This is a genomic window from Carboxydothermus pertinax (assembly GCF_001950255.1).
GTDB lineage: Bacteria > Bacillota > Z-2901 > Carboxydothermales > Carboxydothermaceae > Carboxydothermus > Carboxydothermus pertinax.
Window position 1 is genome coordinate 32203 of record NZ_BDJK01000029.1, and the last position, 22196, is coordinate 54398.

The following is a 22196-nucleotide window of genomic DNA, read 5'->3' on the forward strand; positions in this document are numbered from 1 at the left end:
GGGGAGAGGAAATTGACTACTTTTGAAGCATTTATTTTAGGACTGGTTCAGGGCTTAACCGAGTATCTGCCGGTTTCCAGTTCTGGTCATTTAGTATTATTGCAAAAACTCTTTGGTTTAAAAGAAAATGTATTGCTTTTTGATATTTTAGTACATCTAGGAACGTTAGTCCCCCTGTTAATTATTTTTCGCAGGGAAATTTTGGACATAATAAAAAAACCCTGGGGACGATTGCCCCTTTTAATAATTGTTGGTACCATTCCTACAGCCTTAATTGGTCTTGGTTTTAAGGATTTTTTTGAGCGACTTTTTGAATCGGGCGCTACTTTAGGATTTGAATTTATTATCACAGGTTTTATCCTTTGGCTGGCAGAGAGGCAAAAAAGTGGTAGAAAAAATTTAGACCAAACCGGTTATTTTGATGCCCTTTTCATAGGAATTGCCCAGGGACTGGCCATTTTACCGGCAATATCCCGGTCTGGGCTTACTATTTCCGGAGCATTACTTAGAGGCTTAAATCGGGAATGGGCAGCAAAGTTTTCCTTTTTATTGTCTATACCTGCTATTTTAGGGGCTGCAGTATTGGATTTAAAGGATTTTATTGCCCAAAATTCCAATTTAGCTAGTATTAACTTAATGCCCTTTATAATTGGGTTTTTCGCCGCAATGGTATCAGGATATTTTGCTATAAAGTTTATGCTGGAGGTCTTACGTAAAGGTAGTCTTAGAGTGTTTTCCTACTATGTTTGGATTTTAGGAATGGTGGTTCTGGTTTTGCAAGCGGCAGGGAAATTTTAACCTGCCGCTTTTTGGAGGGGTTTTATGGCTAAATATAATAAGAGTAATCATAAAAAGCCGAAATCCACAAAAAATTTTAAAGGAGAAGTAACCGGAATATTTTTAATGCTTTTAGCTATTTTAGGTTTAATTAGCATTTTCTCGGATAAGACCGGTTCGGTTGGACTGTTTTTAAGACATTGGTTTTCCGTTTTAGCAGGACACGGGAATTTTCTTTTACCCTTAATTTTTTTAGCTGCAGGTTTTAAACTTTCCTTCGGTAAAGCTATTAAAAATTTGGGTAAAAGAGAGATAGGCTTTTTTGTTTTTGTAGCTGCTTTATTAATTTTTTTCTCGTTAGAACTACCTTTAAGTGCGATGTTTACAATGGCCTGGCAGGGAGAAGGGGGAGGCGTAATAGGGGCTATTTTAACCTATGGGGTCTTACAATCGTTAGGGTTAATTGGTACCTATCTTTTAATAATTGCTCTTCTCTTAATTGCGTTATTATTAGTACTTGATTGGTCCTTTAAGGAATTTATTCAAAAGCTGGGGAAAGGGCTTAAACAAGCTAAAACTTTTGTTGTTGAGAGTATTGTTCCGATTTTTATTGAAGAGGAAAAGTCAGTAAACCCGAAAAAACAAGATAGAAAGCCCGTAATTATTGAGATGCCCCCGCTTCCTGGCCCAGAATATACCAATCCACCTTTAAATAAACCTATAGTACAGATTAAAGAGCCTAGCTATGAAACGATTGAAGAAAAAGGGAAGTTAGAATTTAATAAAGAAAACGATAAAGGATTTGATTCTTTTGAACAATTAAGTTTTAAAGATTTTGAAAAGTATAAACTTCCACCAATAACCCTTTTAAACCGTCCAAGATCTTCTCGTAGCCAGAGTAATCGGGATATTTCTGAAAATATTAAAATCCTGGAAGAAACCCTAGAAAGCTTTGGAGTTCAGGCAACAGTAAAAGAAGTTTCCTGTGGACCAGCAATTACCCGGTATGAATTGCAGCCGGCCCCAGGGGTAAAAGTTAGTAAAATTGTAAGCTTAGCGGACGACATTGCCTTGAAATTGGCAACTGCTGATGTACGGATTGAAGCACCAATTCCTGGTAAAGCTGCTGTGGGCATTGAAGTTCCCAATAAAGAGATAAATGTGGTGGTGTTACGAGAAATAATAGAAACTCCGGAATTTCAAAATCAGGCTTCCCCTTTGGTTTTTGCTTTAGGAAAGGACATCGCTGGTAAACCAATTGTGGCGGATTTACAAAAAATGCCCCATTTACTGATTGCTGGAGCAACAGGTTCAGGAAAAAGTGTTTGCTTAAATACATTAATTTCAAGCATTTTATTCCGGGCAACCCCTCAGGAAGTAAAATTTCTCATGATTGACCCCAAGATGGTAGAATTGGTTACTTTTAATGGGATACCTCATTTAATTAGCCCGGTAGTAACTAATGCCAAAAAAGCTTCCATATCTTTACGTTGGGCTGTGCGGGAAATGGAACGGCGTTATGAGCTTTTTGCCAAACATGGGGTTAGGGACATAAGCCGTTTTAACAGCCTTGTGCTTACCAAAGGAGGAGAAGATTTAAGCTATCTTCCGTATATTGTGATTATAATTGATGAATTGGCGGATTTAATGATGGTAGCACCCGCTGAGGTCGAAGATTCAATTTGCCGCTTAGCTCAAATGGCTCGAGCTGCTGGTATGCACCTGGTGGTGGCTACCCAACGACCATCGGTAGATGTGATTACTGGCTTAATTAAAGCCAATATTCCTTCGCGAATTTCTTTTGCGGTATCGTCTCAGACGGACTCACGAACTATCCTTGATATGGCCGGGGCCGAAAAGCTTTTAGGTAAAGGAGATATGCTCTTTTTCCCAGTTGGCGCGTCTAAACCAATTCGCATTCAGGGGGCATTTATGACTGATAAAGAAGTGGAAACGGTGGTGGAATTCTGGAAAAAGCAAGGTGATCCTGAATTTTCTTCAGAGTTTGAGCAAGAAACGGAACTAGAGGAAGAAGATGCGCAGTTAGAAGATGATGAGTTATTGCCTCAGGCGGTAAAAATTGTCATGGAAGCTGGACAGGCTTCTATATCTTTGCTTCAAAGACGTCTTAGGATTGGTTATGCACGGGCAGCTCGCTTAATTGACCAAATGGAAAGAAAAGGAATTGTTGGGGGTTATGAAGGAAGTAAGCCGCGGGCTGTATTAATTTCTTACGAACAATTTAGGGAAATGTTTAAGGACCTTTAAAGGAAAAAAACTTTAAAGGTCTTTTTTTTGTATAAACTTTCTTCAAAAGAAGAAAACTAAGAATACGGGTGGTGAGAAAATGCAAAAAGTAAAATTAAAACTAGTAGCATTATTGGTAATGGTTATTTTTTTATCTGGTATGGTATTTCATCACTACAGTCAGGTTATGGCTGCAAGACCTAAAGTTTATACTTATTCCGGAATTAGTGATATTTACCTCCTAGCACGCCTTATTCGGGCGGAAGCGGAAGCGGAACCGTATGCGGGAAAGGTTGCGGTTGCTGCAGTTGTTTTAAATCGGGTACGACATCCAGGTTTTCCCAACACTGTTGCTGGAGTGATTTTTCAGCCCGGGGCCTTTGAATCGGTTTCCAATGGTCGCTTCTGGTCCCTACTTCCTTCGCGAGAAAGTATTAAAGCAGCCTATGATGCTCTACATGGTTGGGATCCTACTTATGGTGCCCTATTTTTCTGGAACCCTGCTAAAAAGGTTTCCCGGTGGATATGGTCTCGAAAAATTATTGCAAGGATTGGAAAACATGTTTTTGGGAGATGAGGAAATGAAAAGGACCATTGCCATTATAGTAGGAAGTTTGTTGCTATTGGGTTTATTTATTTGGGGCTATGATCAAAGCCAAAAGAAGAATCGTCTTTATTGGGAACTTAATAGTCTGTACCGGCGAGCTTTTGAGGAAATTTACGGGCACAGTAAGACTTTGGAAGCCCAGATTGGAAAAACCCTGGTCTCAATGTCGCTCCAACAAAATTTAAAGCAAGCCGCTAAAGGTTGGCGTCAAGCTTATGCCGTGGTGGAGGATTTAGGACAATTACCGGTTACTACCTTTTCCCTAGAAAAAACCAAAGCATTTTACAACCAGCTTGGCGATTTTACCTATACCGTAGCCATAAAAGATACTGAAGGAAAATCATTAAGTGCAGAGGAAAGAAAAACTCTAGAAAAGTATTACCAGGAACTAAAAAAGATCAATCAAAACTTAGAAAATGCTCTTGATAGCTTAAAAAATCAACCAATAATGATAACAAAGGAAACAAAACTTTACTCTGTGCGGGAAGATTTGATGCCTAAAGAAATTGTGACAGCATTAAGAAATATAGAAAATGGGGTAGTTGATTTAAGAAATAAGAAAGTAGCCTATGAAGGAGATTTTGTGAATGTCAATCCGTATTCTTTGGGTATACCAGGTAAACCAGTTTCCATGATTGATGCCCAAAAAAATGTCAAGGCCTATTTAGGTCAAGGGGTTGTTGGTAAGGTAATCATTCCAGTAACTAAAGTAAATGGGCTTGTTTCTTCTTATTTGTATGAAGTAATCGATAGGCGATCCAAAACCAGAAGTTATTATAATGTTTCCGTGAATGGGGGTAAGGTTTTAAGCTTTTTAACTACTAGACCCACCAAAAAACCTACTTTTTCGGTTGCAGAGTGCGTGAGTCGAGCTAAAGCATATCTTAGGAGTAAAGGTTTTCGAAATTTAGAAGCTACCGAAGTTGATAGACTAGATAATGAAGTTAGTATTACTTTTGCAAGTAAAGTCGATGATATTATCTATTATCCAAAAGTTATAAAAGTAAAAGTGGGCATGGATAAAGGCGATATAACTGCTTTTGAAGGAACTCAGTACTATTTGTATGATCGTCCGCGTCCCTTAAACAAACTACTTTTAAATGAGGAACGTGCAAAGAAAAATATCAACCAGGGGCTAAAAATTTTAAGAATACGAAAAGCAGTAATCTTAAACGACCGCAATCAAGAAACCCTAACCTACGAGTTTTTAGGAAAACTGTTAGGCGAAAAATATTTAATTTATGTAAATACTGAAACGGGCAAAGAAGAGAAAATAGTCCGCCTAAAAGAAATAAAACTTACTCCTTCTAAAGAGGCTGAAGCTGTATTTAAATATGAATGAACCTTCTTCCGGGCAAAGGCCCGGTTTTTTATTATTGACCATAAAATTTCTCAGTGTTATACTTAATCGAGACTTTAGAAATTTGGGTGATAAACTTTGAAAAATATAACTTTTGCTGATGCTCAAAATTTAAAAAATCCAATCTTTATTGATATCCGTTCTCCCAGAGAATATGCTGAAGACCATATTGAAGGGGCAATTAATCTGCCGCTTTTTAGTGATCAAGAAAGGGAAATAATTGGAAAAATTTATAAATACGAAGGAGTAAGTCAAGCCAAACTAGCAGGTTTAAATTTTCTTTCGCCTAAACTTCCCCGGTTAGTCAAAGAAATCCTGGCATATAAAGAGAAAGGCGACATAGTTGTTTATTGTTGGCGGGGAGGATTAAGAAGTTTAGTTTTTACTGAAATTTTGCGGCTGGTGGATATATATGTTTATCGCTTGGAAGGTGGGTATAAGAGCTATCGCCAGGAAGTTGTACGTTTTTTTGAAACAGCCAAAACACTGTTTCCGGTTGTTCTTTATGGTATGACCGGGGTGGGGAAAACGTTAATTTTAAAAAAATTGGCTGAAAAGGGCTTACCGGTTTTAAATTTAGAGCAGCTTGCCAGCCACCGGGGATCGGTTTTCGGTCACCTGGGGCTTTTGCCACAGCCATCCCAAAAGCGCTTTGAATCAATGCTGTATGATGTTTTAAAAGAGTTAAAGGGGTTTCCTTTTTTGGTGGAAGGAGAAAGCCGGAAAATTGGCAAGCTTTTCTTACCCAAAGAATTGTTTCAAAGGATGCAAGAGGCACCGGTAATTCTTTTGGAATTACCGGAAGAACAGAGAATAAAAAATCTTTTACGGGATTACCAAGTGGATAAAATAGATATTAAATATTTTTTAGAATCCTTACAAAGTATAACTGTTTATTTAGGGCGGGCAAAGGTTGAAAGCCTTTCTGAAGATTTAAAAAAAGGACGGTTTTATGAATTTACAAAAACCTTATTGCGGGAGTATTATGACCCCCTTTATAAAAAATCTACCGCTTATCTCCGAAATATAAAAAAGGTTATTTCCGGTAATGATATTGATGAATTAGTTGCGGGAATATCTGAGTATTGGGGAGAATTTACTGGGAGGGACCTTAAATGATTGGGGAAAAATTAAAAAGTCGTCGAGAACAATTAGGCCTTTCTCTTAAAGATGTAGAAAATGAAATTAAAATCCGTAGTAAATATTTGCAGGCCCTTGAAGAAGAAAAGTTTGACGAACTTCCGGGAAAAGCTTATGTAAAACCTTTTCTTAAAAGTTATGCCCGATTTTTAGGGGTGGAGATTGCTGAGGAGGATTTACCTCTGTCCCCCGAAAAAACTGAGCCCCAGGGAATTTTACTCCCGCCAAACGTTTCGGAAAGTCGAAAGAATAAAACCTCTTTTCCTCTGGCCCTTTTCATTGTTCTTCTGGCGTTTGGGGTTTTACTAAGTGGTATTTACTTAGCCCTTTCTAGTAAAAAAACCAATAAAGAATTGATACCTCCACCAAAGTCTTCAGTCACCCCCAAAGTTTACAAAAAACCATCTAAACAAGTACCGCAAGTAGTATCGAATAAAAAAACTGTAACGGTTGCAGCGGTTTATGGCCCCTGCTGGTTGGAAGTTAAAGAAGATAATCAAGTTTTATTTTCCGGTAAAATAAATCCTCCGGAGCAGAAACAATTTGCCAGTAATAAAACCCTTACCATAAAATACGGTAATGCAGGCGCCGTTATTGTCACAGTAAATGGCGTTACGTATGGAGCTCCTGGCAAAAAGGGGCAAGTAGTTAAGATTAAATATTAAGAGGTGAAAAAGGTTGAAATACTATATTGTTTCCTTAGGTTGCACTAAAAACCAGGCTGATAGCGAAGTAATGATGGGAATCCTTGAACGAAAAGGATATAGGCAGGCAAAAACTCCCGAAGAAAGTGACCTTTTATTAGTAAATACCTGTGGTTTTATTTCTGCTGCTGTTGAAGAAAGTATTGATGAGATATTAGCCCTTGGCACTAACAAGAAACAAGGACAAAAATTACTGGTGGCTGGCTGTTTGGTACAAAGGGAAGGAAAAGAGCTGGCAAAGCATATTCCTGAGGTAGATTTGTTTTTTACTCCCGGGGAAATTGGCCGTTTGGAGGAAATATTGGATAATTTAGATAAGAAAAAAAAATTAATTATCAGTGAACCGGGATTTATTAACTTAGAACATAGCCCCCGGGCTAAGACTGATGATGTGTTTCGCTATATTAAAATTGCCGATGGCTGTGATAATCGCTGTACTTACTGCACCATCCCTGCTATTCGGGGAAGATTTATTAGTAGACCAATGGAAGATATTGTGGCTGAGGTTAAAGAGGTTTTACGCCAAGGAGCTCGGGAAATTATACTGGTGGCTCAGGACACTACTTCTTATGGAATAGACCTTTATGGAGAATACAAATTAGTTGAACTAATAAAAAATATCTCAAAGCTTCGGGGAAACTTTTGGATACGCCTGATGTATCTTTATCCCGATAAAATTACCCCGGAGTTAATAAATGAAATAAAAGAAAATCCTAAAGTGGTAAAATACTTGGATATTCCTTTACAACACATTAACCCGGAAATATTAAAGAAGATGGGGCGGCGCGGAAGCAGTGAAAAAACGATTACCCTTTTGGAAACGTTACGGGCTGAAATTCCAGGTCTTGTCTTAAGGACTACTTTTATAGTGGGATTTCCTGGAGAGACGGAAGAGCAGTTCCACTATCTCTTAGATTTTATTAAAAAGTTTAAATTTAACCGCCTAGGTGTTTTCCCTTATTACCGGGAAAAAGGTACACCAGCTGCAAAAATGACCGACCAAGTTTCTAAAAAGATAAAAGAACAACGGCATCAGAAAATTATGGAAATTCAGCAAGAAATTTCCATTCAGTTAAATAAAGCCTTAGTGGGGAAAAAGGTTCCTACCATTGTTGAAAAAAAGTTAAGAGGGGAAAATATTTATCTTGGTCGAACTTATATGGATGCTCCAGAAATTGACGGAATAATTGAAATAAAATCGGCCAAAAAATTAAGAAAAGGGCAGATTATTGAAGCGCTGATTACCGGCTATGACGTTTATGATTTAAAGGGGGAGTATACCGGTGTTTAACGATAAACTTCTCTCCCAGGCTCTTTTGGTGCAAAAGTTATTTATTGCTAATAAGTTAACTTTAGCTACTGCTGAATCGTGTACCGGTGGACTATTAGGTGCTGTGCTTACCTCTATTTCCGGAAGTTCCAAGTACTACTACGGCGGAGCGGTGGTGTATGCGAATTTAGCTAAAGAAATTTTAACAGAGGTAAATAAGGAGATTATTACGGAAAAAGGAGCTGTAAGTCCTGAAGTCGCTGAAAAATTAGCCTTAGGCATTAAAACTAAACTTATGACTTCGGTGGGGATGGGTATTACTGGAATTGCCGGGCCCACGGGAGGTACTCCGGAAAAACCTGTGGGCCTTGTGTACATTGGGATAGCTACAGTAAATGGGATTAAAGTATCCAAGTGTCAATTTAAAGGCAATCGGCAAGAAATTCGAATACAAGCGGTTGAGGAAGCTTTAAAACTTTTAATTCAAAATTGTTTTGACAATTAAATAAACCTAAAGTTATAATAAGTACGAACAAATGTTTTATGGAGGGAGCTTACATGAGTGATAAGTTAAAAGCCCTTGAATTAACCATTTCCCAGATTGAAAAACAGTTTGGGAAAGGTTCTATCATGCGCTTGGGGGAAAACACGGGGAAATTTCAGGTTGAGGTAATTCCCACTGGTTCCTTAGCGCTTGATTTAGCCCTGGGAGTAGGTGGGGTACCCAGGGGGAGAGTGGTAGAAATCTTTGGCCCGGAATCATCCGGTAAAACCACTGTTGCCTTGCACATTATTGCGGAAGCGCAAAAAATGGGAGGTATAGCTGCTTTTATTGATGCCGAGCATGCTTTAGACCCGGTTTATGCTCAAAAATTAGGAGTAGATATTGAAAACCTCTTGGTATCCCAGCCCGATACCGGTGAGCAGGCCTTGGAAATAGCCGAAAGTTTAGTGAGAAGCGGTGCCATTGATGTGATAGTAATTGATTCAGTGGCAGCTCTAGTACCTCGAGCAGAAATTGAAGGGGAAATGGGCGATGCTCACGTTGGTCTACAGGCTCGCTTAATGTCCCAGGCCCTAAGAAAACTTACCGGGGCTATAAGTAAATCCAAAACAATAGCAATTTTTATAAACCAAATGCGGGAAAAAGTAGGCGTAATGTTTGGTAATCCTGAAACCACTCCTGGCGGACGGGCACTTAAATTTTATGCTTCAATTCGGATGGAGGTCCGGAAAGTAGATGTAATCAAACAAGGCAATGACATAGTAGGGAGCCGAACCCGGGTAAAAATTGTTAAGAATAAGGTTGCTCCTCCTTTTAAACAGGCTGATTTTGACATCATGTACGGAGAAGGAATCTCAAAAGAAGGGAGCCTTCTTGATGTAGCGGTGGATTTAAAAATTGTTCAAAAAGTTGGTGCCTGGTATTCCTATAATGACGAACGTTTAGGTCAGGGTCGGGAAAATGCTAAGGAGTTTTTACGCCAAAATCCTGATATTTACCAAGAAATTGAGCAAAAAATTCGAGAAGCAGTATTAAAAGTATCGGAAAATCCTGATTCAAAAAGTTCTGAGGAGATTTTAGAGTAACTTTGAATAGGGCATATCAGCTAGCTTTAAATTATCTTTCCCGTGCCCTGAGGACAACCGAAGAAGTCCGAAGGTATCTTATAAGAAAAGGCTTTAAGGACGATGAGATTGAAGAGGCAATTACTAAACTTATAGAACTAGGATATTTAGATGACAAGCGTTATTTGGAAAATTATCTCGCAAGTTCAAAAATGCAAAAATATGGCTTTTTAAAAGTAAAATTAAAACTTTTACAAAAAGGGATAAACCCAGGATTATTAAATGATTTGAATTTTAATGAGGATGAAGAAGTAGCAAAAGCTAAGGAAATCTTATTAAAAAAATATAAATACCTTGAACCAGCGGGTTATGCCAAATATTACCGTTTTTTATTAAGCCGGGGATTCCCACCATCAGTGGTACAGAAGGCCCTTTTCTTGACAGATAATATGGACAACGGGTAAAATATGGATAGGTGAAAGTAGAATGGGACCTGCCGATTGGTCTTGGCCTGTTGGTGGGTTTCTTATTCTATTTTAGCCGAGTAAAAGCTCGGTTTTTTTTATTAGGGGAGATTTTTATATAAGGAGGTGAAAGCTTGAATATAATAACTGATATAATTATTGCTGTGGCAGGGGTCGGGGCTGGAGTTGCAGCCGGCTATGTTATTCGTAAAAATATTGCTGAAGCGGCAATTGGCTCTGCCGAGGCTCAAGCCCAAAAAATCATTGAAGAAGCAACAAAAGCTGCTGAAGCCAAGAAAAGAGAAGCGGTTTTAGAAGCCAAAGAAGAAATCCTCAAAATGAAAAATGAAGTGGAAAGAGAACACCGGGAAAGACGCCAGGAATTGCAACGCTTAGAACGAAGGCTTCTATCAAAAGAAGAAACGCTGGATAGAAAAATAGAAAGTTTCGAGCGTAAAGAAGAACAATTGGCTAAAAAAGAACAGGAAATCGATAACTTAAGACAAACTCTGGAAGAAACTGTACAAAAAGAATTGGCTGAACTAGAGCGGATTTCTGGTCTTTCTACGGAGGAGGCCCGGGAACTTCTTTTAAAACAGGTACAAGATGAAGTCCAGCAGGAAATGGCTTTATTAATTAAAGAAATTGAAACGAGAGCTAAAGAAGAAGCTGATAAAAGAGCTAGGGAGATTATAACCTTAGCTATTCAAAGATGTGCCGCAGACCATGCGGCGGAAACTACAGTTACAGTAGTTGCCCTTCCTGGCGATGAAATGAAAGGAAGAATTATTGGACGGGAAGGAAGAAATATTAGAACTTTTGAGTCCCTAACGGGGGTTGACCTTATTATTGATGATACTCCTGAGGCAGTTATTCTTTCGGGATTTGACCCTATTCGACGGGAAATTGCGCGGCGGGCTTTAGAAAAATTAATTCAAGATGGACGGATTCATCCAGCACGCATTGAAGAGATGGTGGAAAGAGCTACCAAAGAAGTGGAGCAAGAAATTAGAGAAGCTGGTGAACAGGCGGCCTTTGAAGTTAACGTCCATGGTTTACATCCTGAACTTATTAAACTTCTTGGTCGACTAAAATTTAGAACTAGTTATGGCCAAAATATTTTAAAACACTCCATTGAAGTTGCCCATTTAGCAGGTTTAATGGCTGCGGAACTAGGAGCAGACGTGGCTTTAGCTAAAAGGGCAGGACTTTTACATGATATCGGTAAGGCGGTAGACCACGAAGTGGAAGGTTCTCATGTGGAAATTGGGGTTGAACTTGCCAAAAAATACCGGGAACATCCGGAAGTATTGCATGCCATTGCCACCCATCATGGCGATGAAGAACCTAAAACTGTGGAAGCAGTATTGGTGCAAGCGGCTGATGCTATTTCCGCTGCAAGACCGGGAGCACGGCGAGAAACTTTAGAAGCTTATTTAAAACGTCTAGAAAAATTAGAAGGTATAGCCAATGAGTTTGAAGGTGTTGAGAAATCTTATGCTATCCAGGCTGGCCGGGAAATTAGAATCCTGGTAAAACCTGAAAAGATAGATGACCTGGCTTCTGTACACTTAGCCCGGGAGATTGCCAAGAAAATTGAGGAAGAAGTGGAGTATCCCGGACAAATTAAAGTCACAGTTATTCGCGAAACCAGGGCAGTAGATTATGCAAAATAGGCAAAAAAACGACCCTTTGGGGGTCGTTTTTAAATTATAGAAGGAAATAGAGGAGTTATGGTAAAATTATATTAATGGTAGGTGAGTTGAATGAAAAAAGCAACGAAGCCAGCAAAAAATGAAATCCTTGTAAATCTATTAACCTCAATCTTTCTTTTAAATCCAGAATTAGCTGCAGTCCAGTTGGATTCAAATCTGAAAATCATTAAGTTAAAGTATTTTGTAGAAAACTTTAAAGGAATCGACCTTAAACTCCAGAAAGCTGAATATTTATGGAAAAGTTATTTGGAATTTAAGAAAACGGAAAAATATATATTGAAGATTGAACATAGTTTTCTAGATAATTATGTGATGATAGAGGTATCGAGGGATTTAAATACCTTTCAAATAGGAGAATTAAGTTTTGCTGTAGAGTTAGGAAAGGGATTAGGACTTCATTACCTTTCGGATGAATATAATGAAGTTCTAGATTTTATTGAGGTAGATGAACAGCAGGTGAATATCCTTTTGGAAAATACTAAAAGAAGTTTTTCTGCGAAGGTCTTTGCTTTTCGTGAAGAAGGCAGAGTAGTTATAGCTAATTAGAAATGGAGGACCAGTCGTTGAATATTTTAGTTCTTGGTGATATTGTTGGCCGTGTAGGAAGAAAGGGTGTTAAAGAAGTAATCCCTAAAATTTTAGAAAAATACTCGGTGGATTTTATTATAGCTAACGGTGAAAATGCGGCAGGAGGTAATGGAATAACACCAGAAATTGCCAAGGAACTTTTTGCTATGGGAATAAATGTCTTAACTATGGGTAATCATACCTGGGATAAAAAGGAATTATTTGCTATTATAAACGATGAAACCCGGATTATACGTCCAGCCAATTACCCCCCAGGTACTCCAGGACAGGGCTACGGAATTTTTAAAGTCAAGGGTAAAAGTATTGCGGTGGTAAACTTAATGGGACGGGTTTTTATGTCCGACTTAGACTGCCCCTTTCGTAAAATGGATGAATTATTATCGGAATTACATAAGGCTGATTATATAGTTGTTGACTTTCATGCCGAGGCAACTTCCGAAAAAGTGGCTCTTGGTTGGTATTTAGATGGTAAAGTATCTTTAGTTTTTGGTACCCATACCCATGTTCCTACTGCCGATGAAAGGATTTTACCAGGGGGAACTGCTTATATTACCGACATTGGTATGAGCGGCCCTATAAATTCGGTCATAGGGGTAAAAACCAATTTAGTTTTGCAAAAGTTTTTAACCCAAATGCCCCAGAGATTTGAAAGTGCGAGCGGTCCTTATATTGTTTCAGGAATTGTGGTCAAACTAGGCCAAAGGGGCATGGCCGAAGATATAATCCGTATACAATATATCGAACGCGAGTAGGCCATTTGTCGAACTTTAACCTATAGGGGAAGCAAAAATTTTAAAAAAAATTTAAAAATAAAAAAGGAAATTTCATTAAGATAGCGAATATATTGTTATACCAAATATAGTAAAAAACACAAACTAAGGAGGTTTGCCAATGGAAGTGTTGAAAGTTTCAGCAAAGTCTAATCCAAATTCGGTAGCCGGTGCTTTAGCTGGGGTTATCCGGGAAAGGGGCAGTGCGGAATTGCAAGCTATTGGTGCAGGGGCTATTAATCAAGCGGTAAAAGCTGTGGCGATTGCCCGGGGTTATGTAGCGCCCAGCGGCTTGGATTTGGTATGTATCCCTGCCTTCACCGACATTGTTATTGATGGTGAAGAACGGACTGCCATAAAGCTTATTATTCAGCCCCGATAAATAGTTTGGCACTTATTGAGATTTTATGCCTGTTTATCTCATTAGATAGACAGGCATTTATTCTTTTTTAAGGAGTGGGTTAAAGTGATTATTGATTGTCATTTGGATTCATTATTGTTTTATTACAATAAAAGACAAAATTTTTTTAAAGAAATTTGTCTTGATGCCCAGGCAAACTGGGATTCTTTAAAAAAGATGGATGCAATACCATTTCTGGCAATTTATATTGAAGAAAAATATAAACCCACTCATGCTTGGGAAAGATTTTTAGAAATTTATCATTTTTACCGGGAAGATATAAATAACCATTGCCGTTTGCAGGAAAAGCCCCGCTTTTACTTGAGTATTGAAGGTGGGGAGGTGCTAGAAAACAGTCTTTTAAAGATTGAGGTTTTAAAAGAAATGGGGATTATAGCCCTTACTCTTACCTGGAATTACCGTAATTTGATTGCTGATGGAGTACTAGAAAAAAATCCAGAAGGTCTTACCAATTTTGGCCGAAAAGTAGTGTTAGAATTAAACCGCCAAAAAATATTAATTGATGCGGCACACCTTGCTGAACCAGGTTTTTGGGATTTAATTGAACTAGCGGAAAAACCATTCCTTGTGTCTCATGCTAACGCTCGAGCCCTTTGTGATCATCCTCGGAATCTTACGGATCAGCAGATTAAAGCTTTAGCAGCAAAAGGTGGAGTAATAGGGCTTAGCTTTGTACCAGGATTTGTTTCTTTAACAAACCCTGATCTTACGCAATTAGTTGCCCATTTTGTGCATATTGCAGAAATTGCGGGAGTAGAGGTTTTAGCCCTGGGGTCTGATTTTGATGGCATGGAAGAACGCCTTTTGGGCCTGGAATGTTCAGAAAAGTACTTGGCTTTAAAAGAAAAACTACAAAAAGCAGGTTTTACTTCGGAAGAGATAGAAAAAATCTTTTATAAGAATATTGCTAGAGTTTTAGAGGAAGTGTTATATTAATTTTAAAAATTAAAGGTGGGTAGGGGATGAAGTTTACCACAGGAATTTTTGATGAGTTGGCTCTACAAGTAAAAAAAATTGCAAAGGTTATGGATGTTATAAATTTAAGCATTGGAAGCCCAGATTTGCCTCCGCATCCCAAAATAATTGAAGTGTTAACCCGAGAAGTTCAAAATCCTCAAAATTATGGCTACACTTTAAATCCGGGATTAGAAGAGTTACGAGAAGCCTTGGTTTTCTGGTACCGGCATAAATACCGGGTTTTTTTAGAAGTTAACGAAACTATTGTTTTACTTGGTTCTCAAGAAGGTTTAGCTCATTTACCTCTTGCTATAATAAATCCTGGGGAATTAGTCATGGTTCCCAATCCTGGTTATCCTATATATGAAGCAGCTGCAAAGTTAGCTGGTGCTAAAATTTTTTATTATCCTCTTACTGAAGAAAATAATTTTTTATTGGAAATCGAAAAAATACCAGAAGAGATTCTTAAAGCCACTAAACTTATTTTCTTAAATTACCCTAATAATCCCCTTACTGTTCTTGCCAGTTATGATTTTTTTGAAAAAATGGTGTTTTACGCTAAAAAATATGAATTTATTGTAGTTAACGATTTAGCTTACGGTGAACTTACCTTTGACCAAGCCAAAAGTATCAGTTTATTGGAAATTCCCGGAGCAAAGGATGTGGCCCTTGAATTTACTTCCGTTTCCAAGTCCTTTAACCTAGCTGGTATAAGGCTTGGATTTGCTGCAGGAAATCCAAAATTAATTTCTAAATTAACCTTATTAAAGTCAAACATTGATTATGGTGTTTTTAAACCTTTTCAAAAAGCTGCCATTGAAGCTTTTAAGTATCGAGATATTATTATCTCTGATTTAGTAAAAACCTATGAAAGTAGAAGAAAGGTATTAATAGATTCCTTAAAGAAATGGGGTTGGGAAGTAAAGCCTCCCTTAAGTACAATGTTCCTTTGGGCAAAACTTCCTTCAGGCTTTTCTGACTCAAAAGCCTTTGCCTTTAACCTTCTGTCCGAAACTGGAGTAGCAGTAACCCCAGGAATTGGTTTTGGAAGTCTTGGCGAAGGATACATTCGCATGGCTTTAGTCGCTGATGAAGAGAAACTTGTAGAGGCCGCAAAGCGAATAGGTAGCTATTTACAAGGAAGGAGCATAACATGAAAATTGCTATAGTGGATGGGCAAGGTGGAGGAATAGGGAAGTATCTTGTAGAAAGAATACGAAAAACCTTTGGGCAAGAGATAGAAATTTTAGCCCTGGGAACTAACAGTTATGCTACTTATAATATGTTAAAAGCTGGAGCTAATGAAGGAGCTACCGGGGAATCAGCTCTGGTTTATAATCTCAATCGGGTAGATATTGTCTTAGGTCCAGTAGGGATTCTTTTTCCTTATGGAATGCTAGGGGAAATAACTCCCGAGATGGCTAAAGCCCTTTCCTTAACTAATGCAAAAAAAATATTATTACCTTTAGCACGGGAAAATTACTTGTTTGCTGGAATTGGAGATTTGCCCCTACCCCATATGGTGGATGATTTACTTGAAATCTTAGCTGGAGAACTACAAAAAAAGAGTGGTAAATAATACCACTCTTATTTCTGAAGTTGTTGTTCGGCTAAGGTAATAAGCTTTTTTACCATATTACCGCCAATTTTGCCCCCTAGCCGACCTCCAACACGGCCACATTCCCGGGATGGAACTTCTCCCCAGTAGCCATCTTTAATTTGCTCGTAAATTCCAATTTCCTTTGCAGCTTCAATTTTCATCTTCTCTAATTTTTCTTTATAGGAGGCGTCATCGGTGCCGATACCTAATTCAGCGGCAACCTCATATTTTAAATTTTCCAATGGTGATTTCACCATTGTTACCACCTCCAATTATATTTTGTAACAAATTCAAGAATTTATTCGGACATATTTTAGATAACCCGTATAATTTTTTCAAAATGTGATATAATTGATAAAATAATGAAAGGAGGCAAAAAATGGAGTCAAAAATTTTTAAGGAAGGACTAACTTTTGATGATGTATTATTAATTCCTGCTAGGTCAGAAGTTTTACCTAAAGATGTAGATGTTACCACACGTTTTACCAAAAATATCAAATTAAATATTCCGATTGTTAGTGCAGGGATGGATACGGTAACGGAAGCACGGATGGCTATTGCTATAGCCAGGGAAGGTGGTATTGGGGTTATTCATAAAAATATGCCCATTGAAAAACAAGCTATGGAAGTTGATAAGGTAAAACGTTCGGAACACGGAATAATCAGTGACCCCATTTCTTTATCACCGGAGCATTTGATTTTAGATGCTTTGGAAATTATGGAACGTTATCACATTTCGGGAGTACCGATTACCGTTGACGGAAAATTAGTAGGTATAATTACCAATAGGGACCTAAGATTTGAGTCGGATTACAATAAAAAAATTGCTGATGTCATGACTAAAGATAATTTAATTACCGCTCCAGTAGGAACTAGTTTAAAAGAAGCTGAGCGGATCTTACAAAAACATAAAATTGAAAAGCTACCCTTGGTGGATGAAAATTTTCATTTAAAAGGCTTAATTACTATTAAGGATATTGAAAAAACCCGGAAATACCCCAATGCGGCAAAAGATGAGCGGGGAAGATTGCGGGTTGCAGCAGCGGTTGGAGTTAGCCGGGAGATGATGGACCGGGTGCAGGCCTTGGTAGAAGCCAAGGTTGATGCCATCGTTGTGGATACCGCCCATGGCCACTCCCGGGGAGTATTAGAAGCAGTATTTAAAATAAAGAATAAATATCCTGAAGTTGAAGTGGTTGCTGGTAACGTAGCTACTGCCGAAGCTACCGAAGACTTAATTAAAGCCGGAGCCGACGCGGTAAAGGTTGGAATTGGGCCCGGTTCAATTTGTACTACCCGGGTGGTAGCAGGTATAGGAGTTCCTCAAATTACAGCAGTTCTTGACTGTGCGGAAATTGCCAGCAAATATAATGTTCCCATCATTGCTGATGGTGGTATTAAATATTCCGGGGATATCACTAAAGCTCTAGCAGCAGGTGCTGATACAGTAATGCTTGGTAGTTTACTGGCTGGAACGGAAGAAAGTCCTGGAGAAATTGAAATCTGGCAAGGACGCAGTTATAAAGTATATCGTGGAATGGGATCTTTAGGGGCAATGAAAGAAGGAAGCAAAGACCGATACTTTCAGGAAAATGAGCAAAAACTTGTTCCCGAAGGGGTTGAAGGAAGAGTACCCTTTAAAGGACCGGTTACCGAAACTATCTTCCAATTAATTGGTGGGCTTCGAGCGGGAATGGGTTACTGTGGTGTTCGCAATATTGAAGAATTAAAAACCAAAACAAAGTTTATTAAAATTACCCCAGCAGGGCTTAGAGAAAGCCATCCTCATGATGTAACCATAACAAAAGAAGCGCCCAATTACAGTTTGTAATTGGGCAGCTCTTTTTCTTTGATATATTTTAAATCTTCCCAGTGTTTTACTAATACCCCCAGGGTTGTGTTTAAGATTTCCGGATTTAGGGAAGTTAAATTTAATAACTGGACTGTTTTTGCCATTTCCACAGTTTCCGCAATACTGGGTTTCTTTTTTAAGTCGCGGCTTCGCAGCCGATTGGCAAAGTCTACAATCTGCTCGGCTAATTTTTGCTCAATTCCCGGAACTTTATTTAAAATAATTTCTACCTCCCGCTTTCGTTCAGGATAATTAAGGTAAAGGTAAAGGCAACGCCGCCTTAAGGCATCGGAAAGCTCCCGGGAATTGTTACTGGTAATAACGATAAAGGGTGGGGTGTGAGCTTTTATTGTGCCCATTTCTGGAATTGTAATGGCATATTCGGCAAGAGTCTCTAAGAGAAAACTTTCAAACTCTTCATCGCTTTTATCAATTTCATCAATCAGTAGTATCGATTTACCGGGGAAGGTTAGTGCTTTTAAAAGAGGTCGAGGCAGCAGAAATTCTTCGCTGTATAAATCTTTTTTAACCTCTTGCCAGTTTGTTTTTACAGTCTGCAAAAATAACAGCTGTTTTTGGTAGTTCCATTCATAGAGAGCTTTTGTTTCATCAAGACCGGGATAACATTGCAACCTTAGGAGAGGGACATTCAAAGCCTGACTTAACGAAAGGGCAATTTCTGTTTTACCAACGCCAGCAGGCCCTTCAATTAAAAGAGGTTTTTGCAAGTTATAAGCAAGGTAAACAGCAGTTGCAATTTCTTGATCGCAAAAATAACCTACTTTATTTAAATTAAAAGCTACATCTTTCGGGTCTTTAAAATCCATAGCATTCCCTCCGTAATGGGTGATAATGATGTTAGAAATAATTCTAGACTTAATAAATTACCTGAGAAAGCAAGGAGTATCCTGTTCTCTAGCAGAAACATTAGACTTTTTTTATGCTCTTGGGGAAGTAAAACAACCTTTAAATTTTACAAACTTCAAGAATATTGCCAAAACGACTTTGGCAAAAACTTTTGAACAGCAAAAAATTTTGGATGATGTTTTTTCCTTTCTTCTCATTGAAGATTATAACTTAAATTTATCTATCTTTAAAGATAAAGGCGAAGATATTGGAGATTTGGGGCTGCCTTCCGGGCAGCTTGGACAAACCGATAGTTTATATTTTCTCCTTCGAATAAAAAGCACCGACGAACTCAAAAAACTTTTAGAAGCTGAGGAAAACTGGTCAGAAGATCTTAAAGAATTTTTAACAAAGGCTAAGAGGAAAATAAATTGGTATGAAAATCTTTATAATTTAGAAAAAAAATTTGGTAAAGAAATACGGCAGGAAACCGAACAGGAGTTAGAAAAATACTTAATTTACTTTTTTAAAAGAAAAACCATTAAAAATACGCCATTAAGTACTGCAGTAGATTTAACGGAGAAAAGCCTTTTAGAAATCGATCCATTGGAAAAAGCTCTTTTAGAGAGCTATCTTAAAAAAATAGCTAAAAGTTTAGCCTGGAAAAAAAGTTACCGGAAAAAGTTAGCCAAAGCTGGAGTATTTAACGGACCAAATACCTTACGCGCTTCCTTAAAAACCGGAGGTATACCTTTAAATATTTTTGCTCATAAATATAAATTAAAGCCAGCAGAAATTATTGTTCTTTTAGATGTTAGCGGCTCGATGGCCGATTACTCCAGCTTTTTTTTAAAGTTTACTTATCATATTGCCTCGCGCTTTCAAAAAATAAATCTATTCTTATTTGTTGATAAGGTGACTGAGGTGACTTTTCTCTTAAAACTGCCTTATCAAGAGTTTATCAAAGCTTTAGAAAAAGAAAAGTTAAGTTACACAGGCTTTTCGGACTACAGCCGTACTTTTAAGGAATTTCTTCAAAATAGGCCCAAACTTTTGGGGAGAGAAAAAATATTAATTATTTTAGGGGATGGAAAAAACAACTGGAAAGATTCGGGGGTGGAATATTTAGAGGAAATAAAAAAAAGAGTAAAAAAAATATTTTGGTTAACCCCATTATCTCCCGAAGAAAGATTAAAAAACGACTGTGTATTAAATGAGTACCAGCCGTTTATCGATAAACTTTTTTTATGCCGAAGCTTAAAAGATATACAAAAATTCTATCGGGAATTATTTTAAAAAAATATTAGTAAATAATTTTTTTGTTATATTTTGGCGAAAGGTTTTTTATAAAGATACAAATTTCTTTGCAGGAAAAAAATGCCAAATAATTGAATAATACTACCATCAGCAAAATAATGAGGTGGTAGTATTGCGCTTGGCCAAAAACTTAAATTCTTTAACAGATATTTTAAAAACGGTACTCTGTTATTTTCCTTATCTATCAGAGGAAGAACTGGTGGGTTATGTTCGGGCCAAAATGTTAAAAGAGTTATCTTATAAAGAAATCTTAGAAAAAACCCGCAACTGTTTACAGCAAAACCCTTGTTTTTTTCTAAACGAAGATGGGTTTTGGGCGGTTCGCAAAGAAGGGCTGAGAGAAAATGACTCGTTTTTTAAGCAAATCTTAATTAGTAAAAAGTCCCAGAAGTATACTTTTAAGGATAAGAAAAATAAAAAAGTACAGCAATTATCCCGCGACAGCCGTTTTGTGCAATTAGATGATGGGTCATGGGCGTTAACTTACTGGGTAATTAATGAAAGCGATTTTTTATTGCGGGAGAAAGTTGCCCGGGAATTAATGATCGAAGAACTGACCTTAGAGAAGTTGGCAAAAAGGCTTAATTCATGTGAAGCTAAAGTGCTAAATGTTTTAAAAAAATATCCCTTTTTTGAGCAAAATCAATATGGCTTTTATCAAATAAACCACAAGCTAAAAAAGGCTTATGCCCAGGCTTCCTTAAAGTACATGGATGCCATAAGGAAAATTAAAAAATTTTATCAAAAGGAAAAATTAAAAGTTAATTCCCACTGGTTGAGTCAGGCTCAGGAAGCCTTAGAGCAGGCGGCTGCGGCCAAGGTCATGTATCAAAAAAATCAAGAAGAGTTAACGGAATTAATGGAAAAAGTAGCGGAAAAAGATTTTCTTTTAGCCCTTCGGCGGGAAGAATTAATCCGCTTAAGCCGGGAAAAGGAAAAACTAAAAAGAAAAGCGGACAGCATCCTCTATCAGTGCCGGCTCTGGCATGCAAGATACCAGCGGGTTATCCGGGATAAAGAAGAGCTTTTGGTAATTAAAGAAAAATTGGAAAATTCTGTAGTAAATATGTTTCAAAAATTAAACGCTTACCGGGAAAAAGATAAGGAAAACCGCCAAAAGCTTTTTGAGCTGAAAAATAATTTTGGCGAAAAAGTCGCCAAGCTTGAAAAGGAAGTAATTGAAGTCCAGGAGCAGTTAAAAAAAGCCGAGGAAAGCTGGCAGAAAAAAGAAAAGAAATTAAGGCAAGATTTGGAGCGTTACTCCCTTGACTTAGGATTCCTTTTAAATGAAAAGGAATCCCTGGAAAAGCGAGAAAAAGAGCTTTTAGAAGAAATTAAAGAGCAAAAACAGATATTAAAGCATTATGAGGAACTTTTAAGTAAGCCAATTATACGTGTTTTATGTAAGTTAATCAACTGGTGGCAAAGAATAACTGTAACCTCTTAATGCTCTCCTTGCGGGAGCTTTTAATTTTTTGTAGCCGATTAAACATTTTAACCAGTGGTATGCTTCTTGGGATTATTAATCAGCAGTTTATTACTGAGGTACTGATAACTGGTAGTTATTGCTGTTCTCACTGATTAACTCCTTTAAGCAATTTTGTGCTATTTCTTGCAAAAGTGCGTTAGAATTTAAGTTTTCTTCTTGTTACAATTTTATCAAACATTAAATTAAGCATGAGGCTGAAAAAACAAAAATATTTTGATTTTACTTTTCACTAGTTTAGCAGGAAGGTATTAATTGTAAACTTATAGGTGAATGCACAGACAATCACAATATTAATTTTAGGGTTGTCTTATACATCGTAGAAATCTCCTTATTATCTTGGGGAGAAAAATGGGTTATTATCCCAACGGGAGTTCTACGGTGTATTTTGAGATAAGTTAAAACGAAACTAATTAAGACCTACGGTAATATGTCAAGACCATGAGGTCAAAAATTTTCGAAGTTAAGACTTAAAAAAGGCAATAGAAAACCGTCCTGAATCCAAG

The 22196-nt window shown here is 37.7% G+C and carries 22 protein-coding genes; 20 read left to right on the top strand and 2 right to left on the bottom strand.

From position 1 onward, the window contains the following. Nucleotides 1-12 precede the first annotated feature (12 nt). The 17 genes from cpu_RS08280 (at nucleotide 13) to cpu_RS08360 (ending at nucleotide 16168) form a co-directional block, all read left to right on the top strand. Nucleotides 13-798: an undecaprenyl-diphosphate phosphatase gene (locus cpu_RS08280; protein ID WP_075859555.1), complete on the top strand. Its 786-nt coding sequence runs from the start codon at nucleotides 13-15 to the stop codon at nucleotides 796-798. Nucleotides 799-822: 24 nt separating this feature from the next. After that, a complete protein-coding gene (locus cpu_RS08285) occupies nucleotides 823-3045 on the top strand; it encodes an FtsK/SpoIIIE family DNA translocase (RefSeq protein ID WP_075859556.1) in 2223 nt (740 codons plus the stop codon). Nucleotides 3046-3124: 79 nt separating this feature from the next. Next, nucleotides 3125-3601 carry a cell wall hydrolase gene (locus cpu_RS08290; protein ID WP_075859557.1) on the top strand — a complete coding sequence of 159 codons (477 nt, stop codon included), beginning with the start codon at nucleotides 3125-3127 and terminating at the stop codon, nucleotides 3599-3601. Nucleotides 3602-3605: 4 nt separating this feature from the next. After that, nucleotides 3606-4973 carry a germination protein YpeB gene (gene ypeB / locus cpu_RS08295; protein WP_075859558.1) on the top strand — a complete coding sequence of 456 codons (1368 nt, stop codon included), beginning with the start codon at nucleotides 3606-3608 and terminating at the stop codon, nucleotides 4971-4973. 96 nt (nucleotides 4974-5069) lie between these two features. Continuing rightward, nucleotides 5070-6110 (top strand): tRNA 2-selenouridine(34) synthase MnmH, encoded by a 1041-nt coding sequence (gene mnmH / locus cpu_RS08300; RefSeq protein ID WP_075859559.1) that lies wholly within the window; start codon nucleotides 5070-5072, stop codon nucleotides 6108-6110. After that, the gene (locus tag cpu_RS08305) at nucleotides 6107-6796 is read left to right on the top strand and encodes a helix-turn-helix domain-containing protein (protein WP_075859560.1); all 690 of its coding nucleotides are present in this window, start codon (nucleotides 6107-6109) and stop codon (nucleotides 6794-6796) included. Before mnmH ends, cpu_RS08305 begins: the two co-directional genes overlap by 4 nt. A 13-nt stretch (nucleotides 6797-6809) precedes the next feature. Then, nucleotides 6810-8126, top strand: coding sequence for a 30S ribosomal protein S12 methylthiotransferase RimO (rimO, locus tag cpu_RS08310; protein WP_075859561.1), 1317 nt, complete (start codon nucleotides 6810-6812; stop codon nucleotides 8124-8126). Next, entirely contained in the window at nucleotides 8119-8610 is a 492-nt protein-coding gene (locus tag cpu_RS08315; RefSeq protein ID WP_075859562.1) for a CinA family protein, read from the top strand. Before rimO ends, cpu_RS08315 begins: the two co-directional genes overlap by 8 nt. A gap of 53 nt (nucleotides 8611-8663) precedes the next feature. Further along, a complete protein-coding gene (recA, locus tag cpu_RS08320; protein WP_200800664.1) occupies nucleotides 8664-9695 on the top strand; it encodes a recombinase RecA in 1032 nt (343 codons plus the stop codon). A gap of 2 nt (nucleotides 9696-9697) precedes the next feature. Further along, nucleotides 9698-10138 carry a regulatory protein RecX gene (locus cpu_RS08325; RefSeq protein WP_075859564.1) on the top strand — a complete coding sequence of 147 codons (441 nt, stop codon included), beginning with the start codon at nucleotides 9698-9700 and terminating at the stop codon, nucleotides 10136-10138. Between the two features lie 134 nt (nucleotides 10139-10272). Beyond that, nucleotides 10273-11814 (top strand): ribonuclease Y, encoded by a 1542-nt coding sequence (rny, locus tag cpu_RS08330; RefSeq protein WP_075859565.1) that lies wholly within the window; start codon nucleotides 10273-10275, stop codon nucleotides 11812-11814. Between the two features lie 90 nt (nucleotides 11815-11904). Continuing rightward, the gene (locus cpu_RS08335; RefSeq protein WP_075859566.1) at nucleotides 11905-12399 is read left to right on the top strand and encodes a hypothetical protein; all 495 of its coding nucleotides are present in this window, start codon (nucleotides 11905-11907) and stop codon (nucleotides 12397-12399) included. Between the two features lie 17 nt (nucleotides 12400-12416). After that, nucleotides 12417-13193, top strand: a complete 777-nt coding sequence (locus tag cpu_RS08340) for a TIGR00282 family metallophosphoesterase (protein WP_075859567.1) — start codon at nucleotides 12417-12419, stop codon at nucleotides 13191-13193. A 139-nt stretch (nucleotides 13194-13332) separates the two neighbouring features. Beyond that, a complete protein-coding gene (locus tag cpu_RS08345; protein ID WP_075859568.1) occupies nucleotides 13333-13593 on the top strand; it encodes a stage V sporulation protein S in 261 nt (86 codons plus the stop codon). Nucleotides 13594-13677: 84 nt separating this feature from the next. Next, on the top strand, nucleotides 13678-14568 hold the full coding sequence (locus cpu_RS08350) for a dipeptidase (RefSeq protein ID WP_077177255.1): 891 nt from the start codon (nucleotides 13678-13680) through the stop codon (nucleotides 14566-14568). A 26-nt stretch (nucleotides 14569-14594) separates the two neighbouring features. After that, nucleotides 14595-15746, top strand: a complete 1152-nt coding sequence (locus tag cpu_RS08355) for an aminotransferase class I/II-fold pyridoxal phosphate-dependent enzyme (protein ID WP_075859570.1) — start codon at nucleotides 14595-14597, stop codon at nucleotides 15744-15746. Further along, entirely contained in the window at nucleotides 15743-16168 is a 426-nt protein-coding gene (locus cpu_RS08360) for a DUF3842 family protein (protein ID WP_075859571.1), read from the top strand. The genes cpu_RS08355 and cpu_RS08360 overlap by 4 nt, the downstream gene beginning before the upstream one ends. Before the next feature lie 8 nt (nucleotides 16169-16176). Here cpu_RS08360 and cpu_RS08365 read toward each other — a convergent pair whose 3' ends face one another. Continuing rightward, nucleotides 16177-16446 carry an alpha/beta-type small acid-soluble spore protein gene (locus cpu_RS08365; protein ID WP_075859572.1) on the bottom strand — a complete coding sequence of 90 codons (270 nt, stop codon included), beginning with the start codon at nucleotides 16444-16446 and terminating at the stop codon, nucleotides 16177-16179. A 122-nt stretch (nucleotides 16447-16568) separates the two neighbouring features. Between cpu_RS08365 and guaB the strand changes: the two genes are divergently transcribed. Then, nucleotides 16569-18020, top strand: coding sequence for an IMP dehydrogenase (guaB, locus tag cpu_RS08370; protein ID WP_075859573.1), 1452 nt, complete (start codon nucleotides 16569-16571; stop codon nucleotides 18018-18020). Here guaB and cpu_RS08375 read toward each other — a convergent pair. After that, the gene (locus cpu_RS08375; protein WP_075859574.1) at nucleotides 18008-18868 is read right to left on the bottom strand and encodes an AAA family ATPase; all 861 of its coding nucleotides are present in this window, start codon (nucleotides 18866-18868) and stop codon (nucleotides 18008-18010) included. The genes guaB and cpu_RS08375 overlap by 13 nt on opposite strands. 28 nt (nucleotides 18869-18896) lie before the next feature. Between cpu_RS08375 and cpu_RS08380 the strand changes: the two genes are divergently transcribed. Further along, nucleotides 18897-20183, top strand: a complete 1287-nt coding sequence (locus tag cpu_RS08380; protein WP_075859575.1) for a VWA domain-containing protein — start codon at nucleotides 18897-18899, stop codon at nucleotides 20181-20183. Between the two features lie 133 nt (nucleotides 20184-20316). Beyond that, on the top strand, nucleotides 20317-21651 hold the full coding sequence (locus cpu_RS08385) for a hypothetical protein (protein WP_075859576.1): 1335 nt from the start codon (nucleotides 20317-20319) through the stop codon (nucleotides 21649-21651). The last annotated feature ends 545 nt before the right edge of the window (nucleotides 21652-22196 follow it).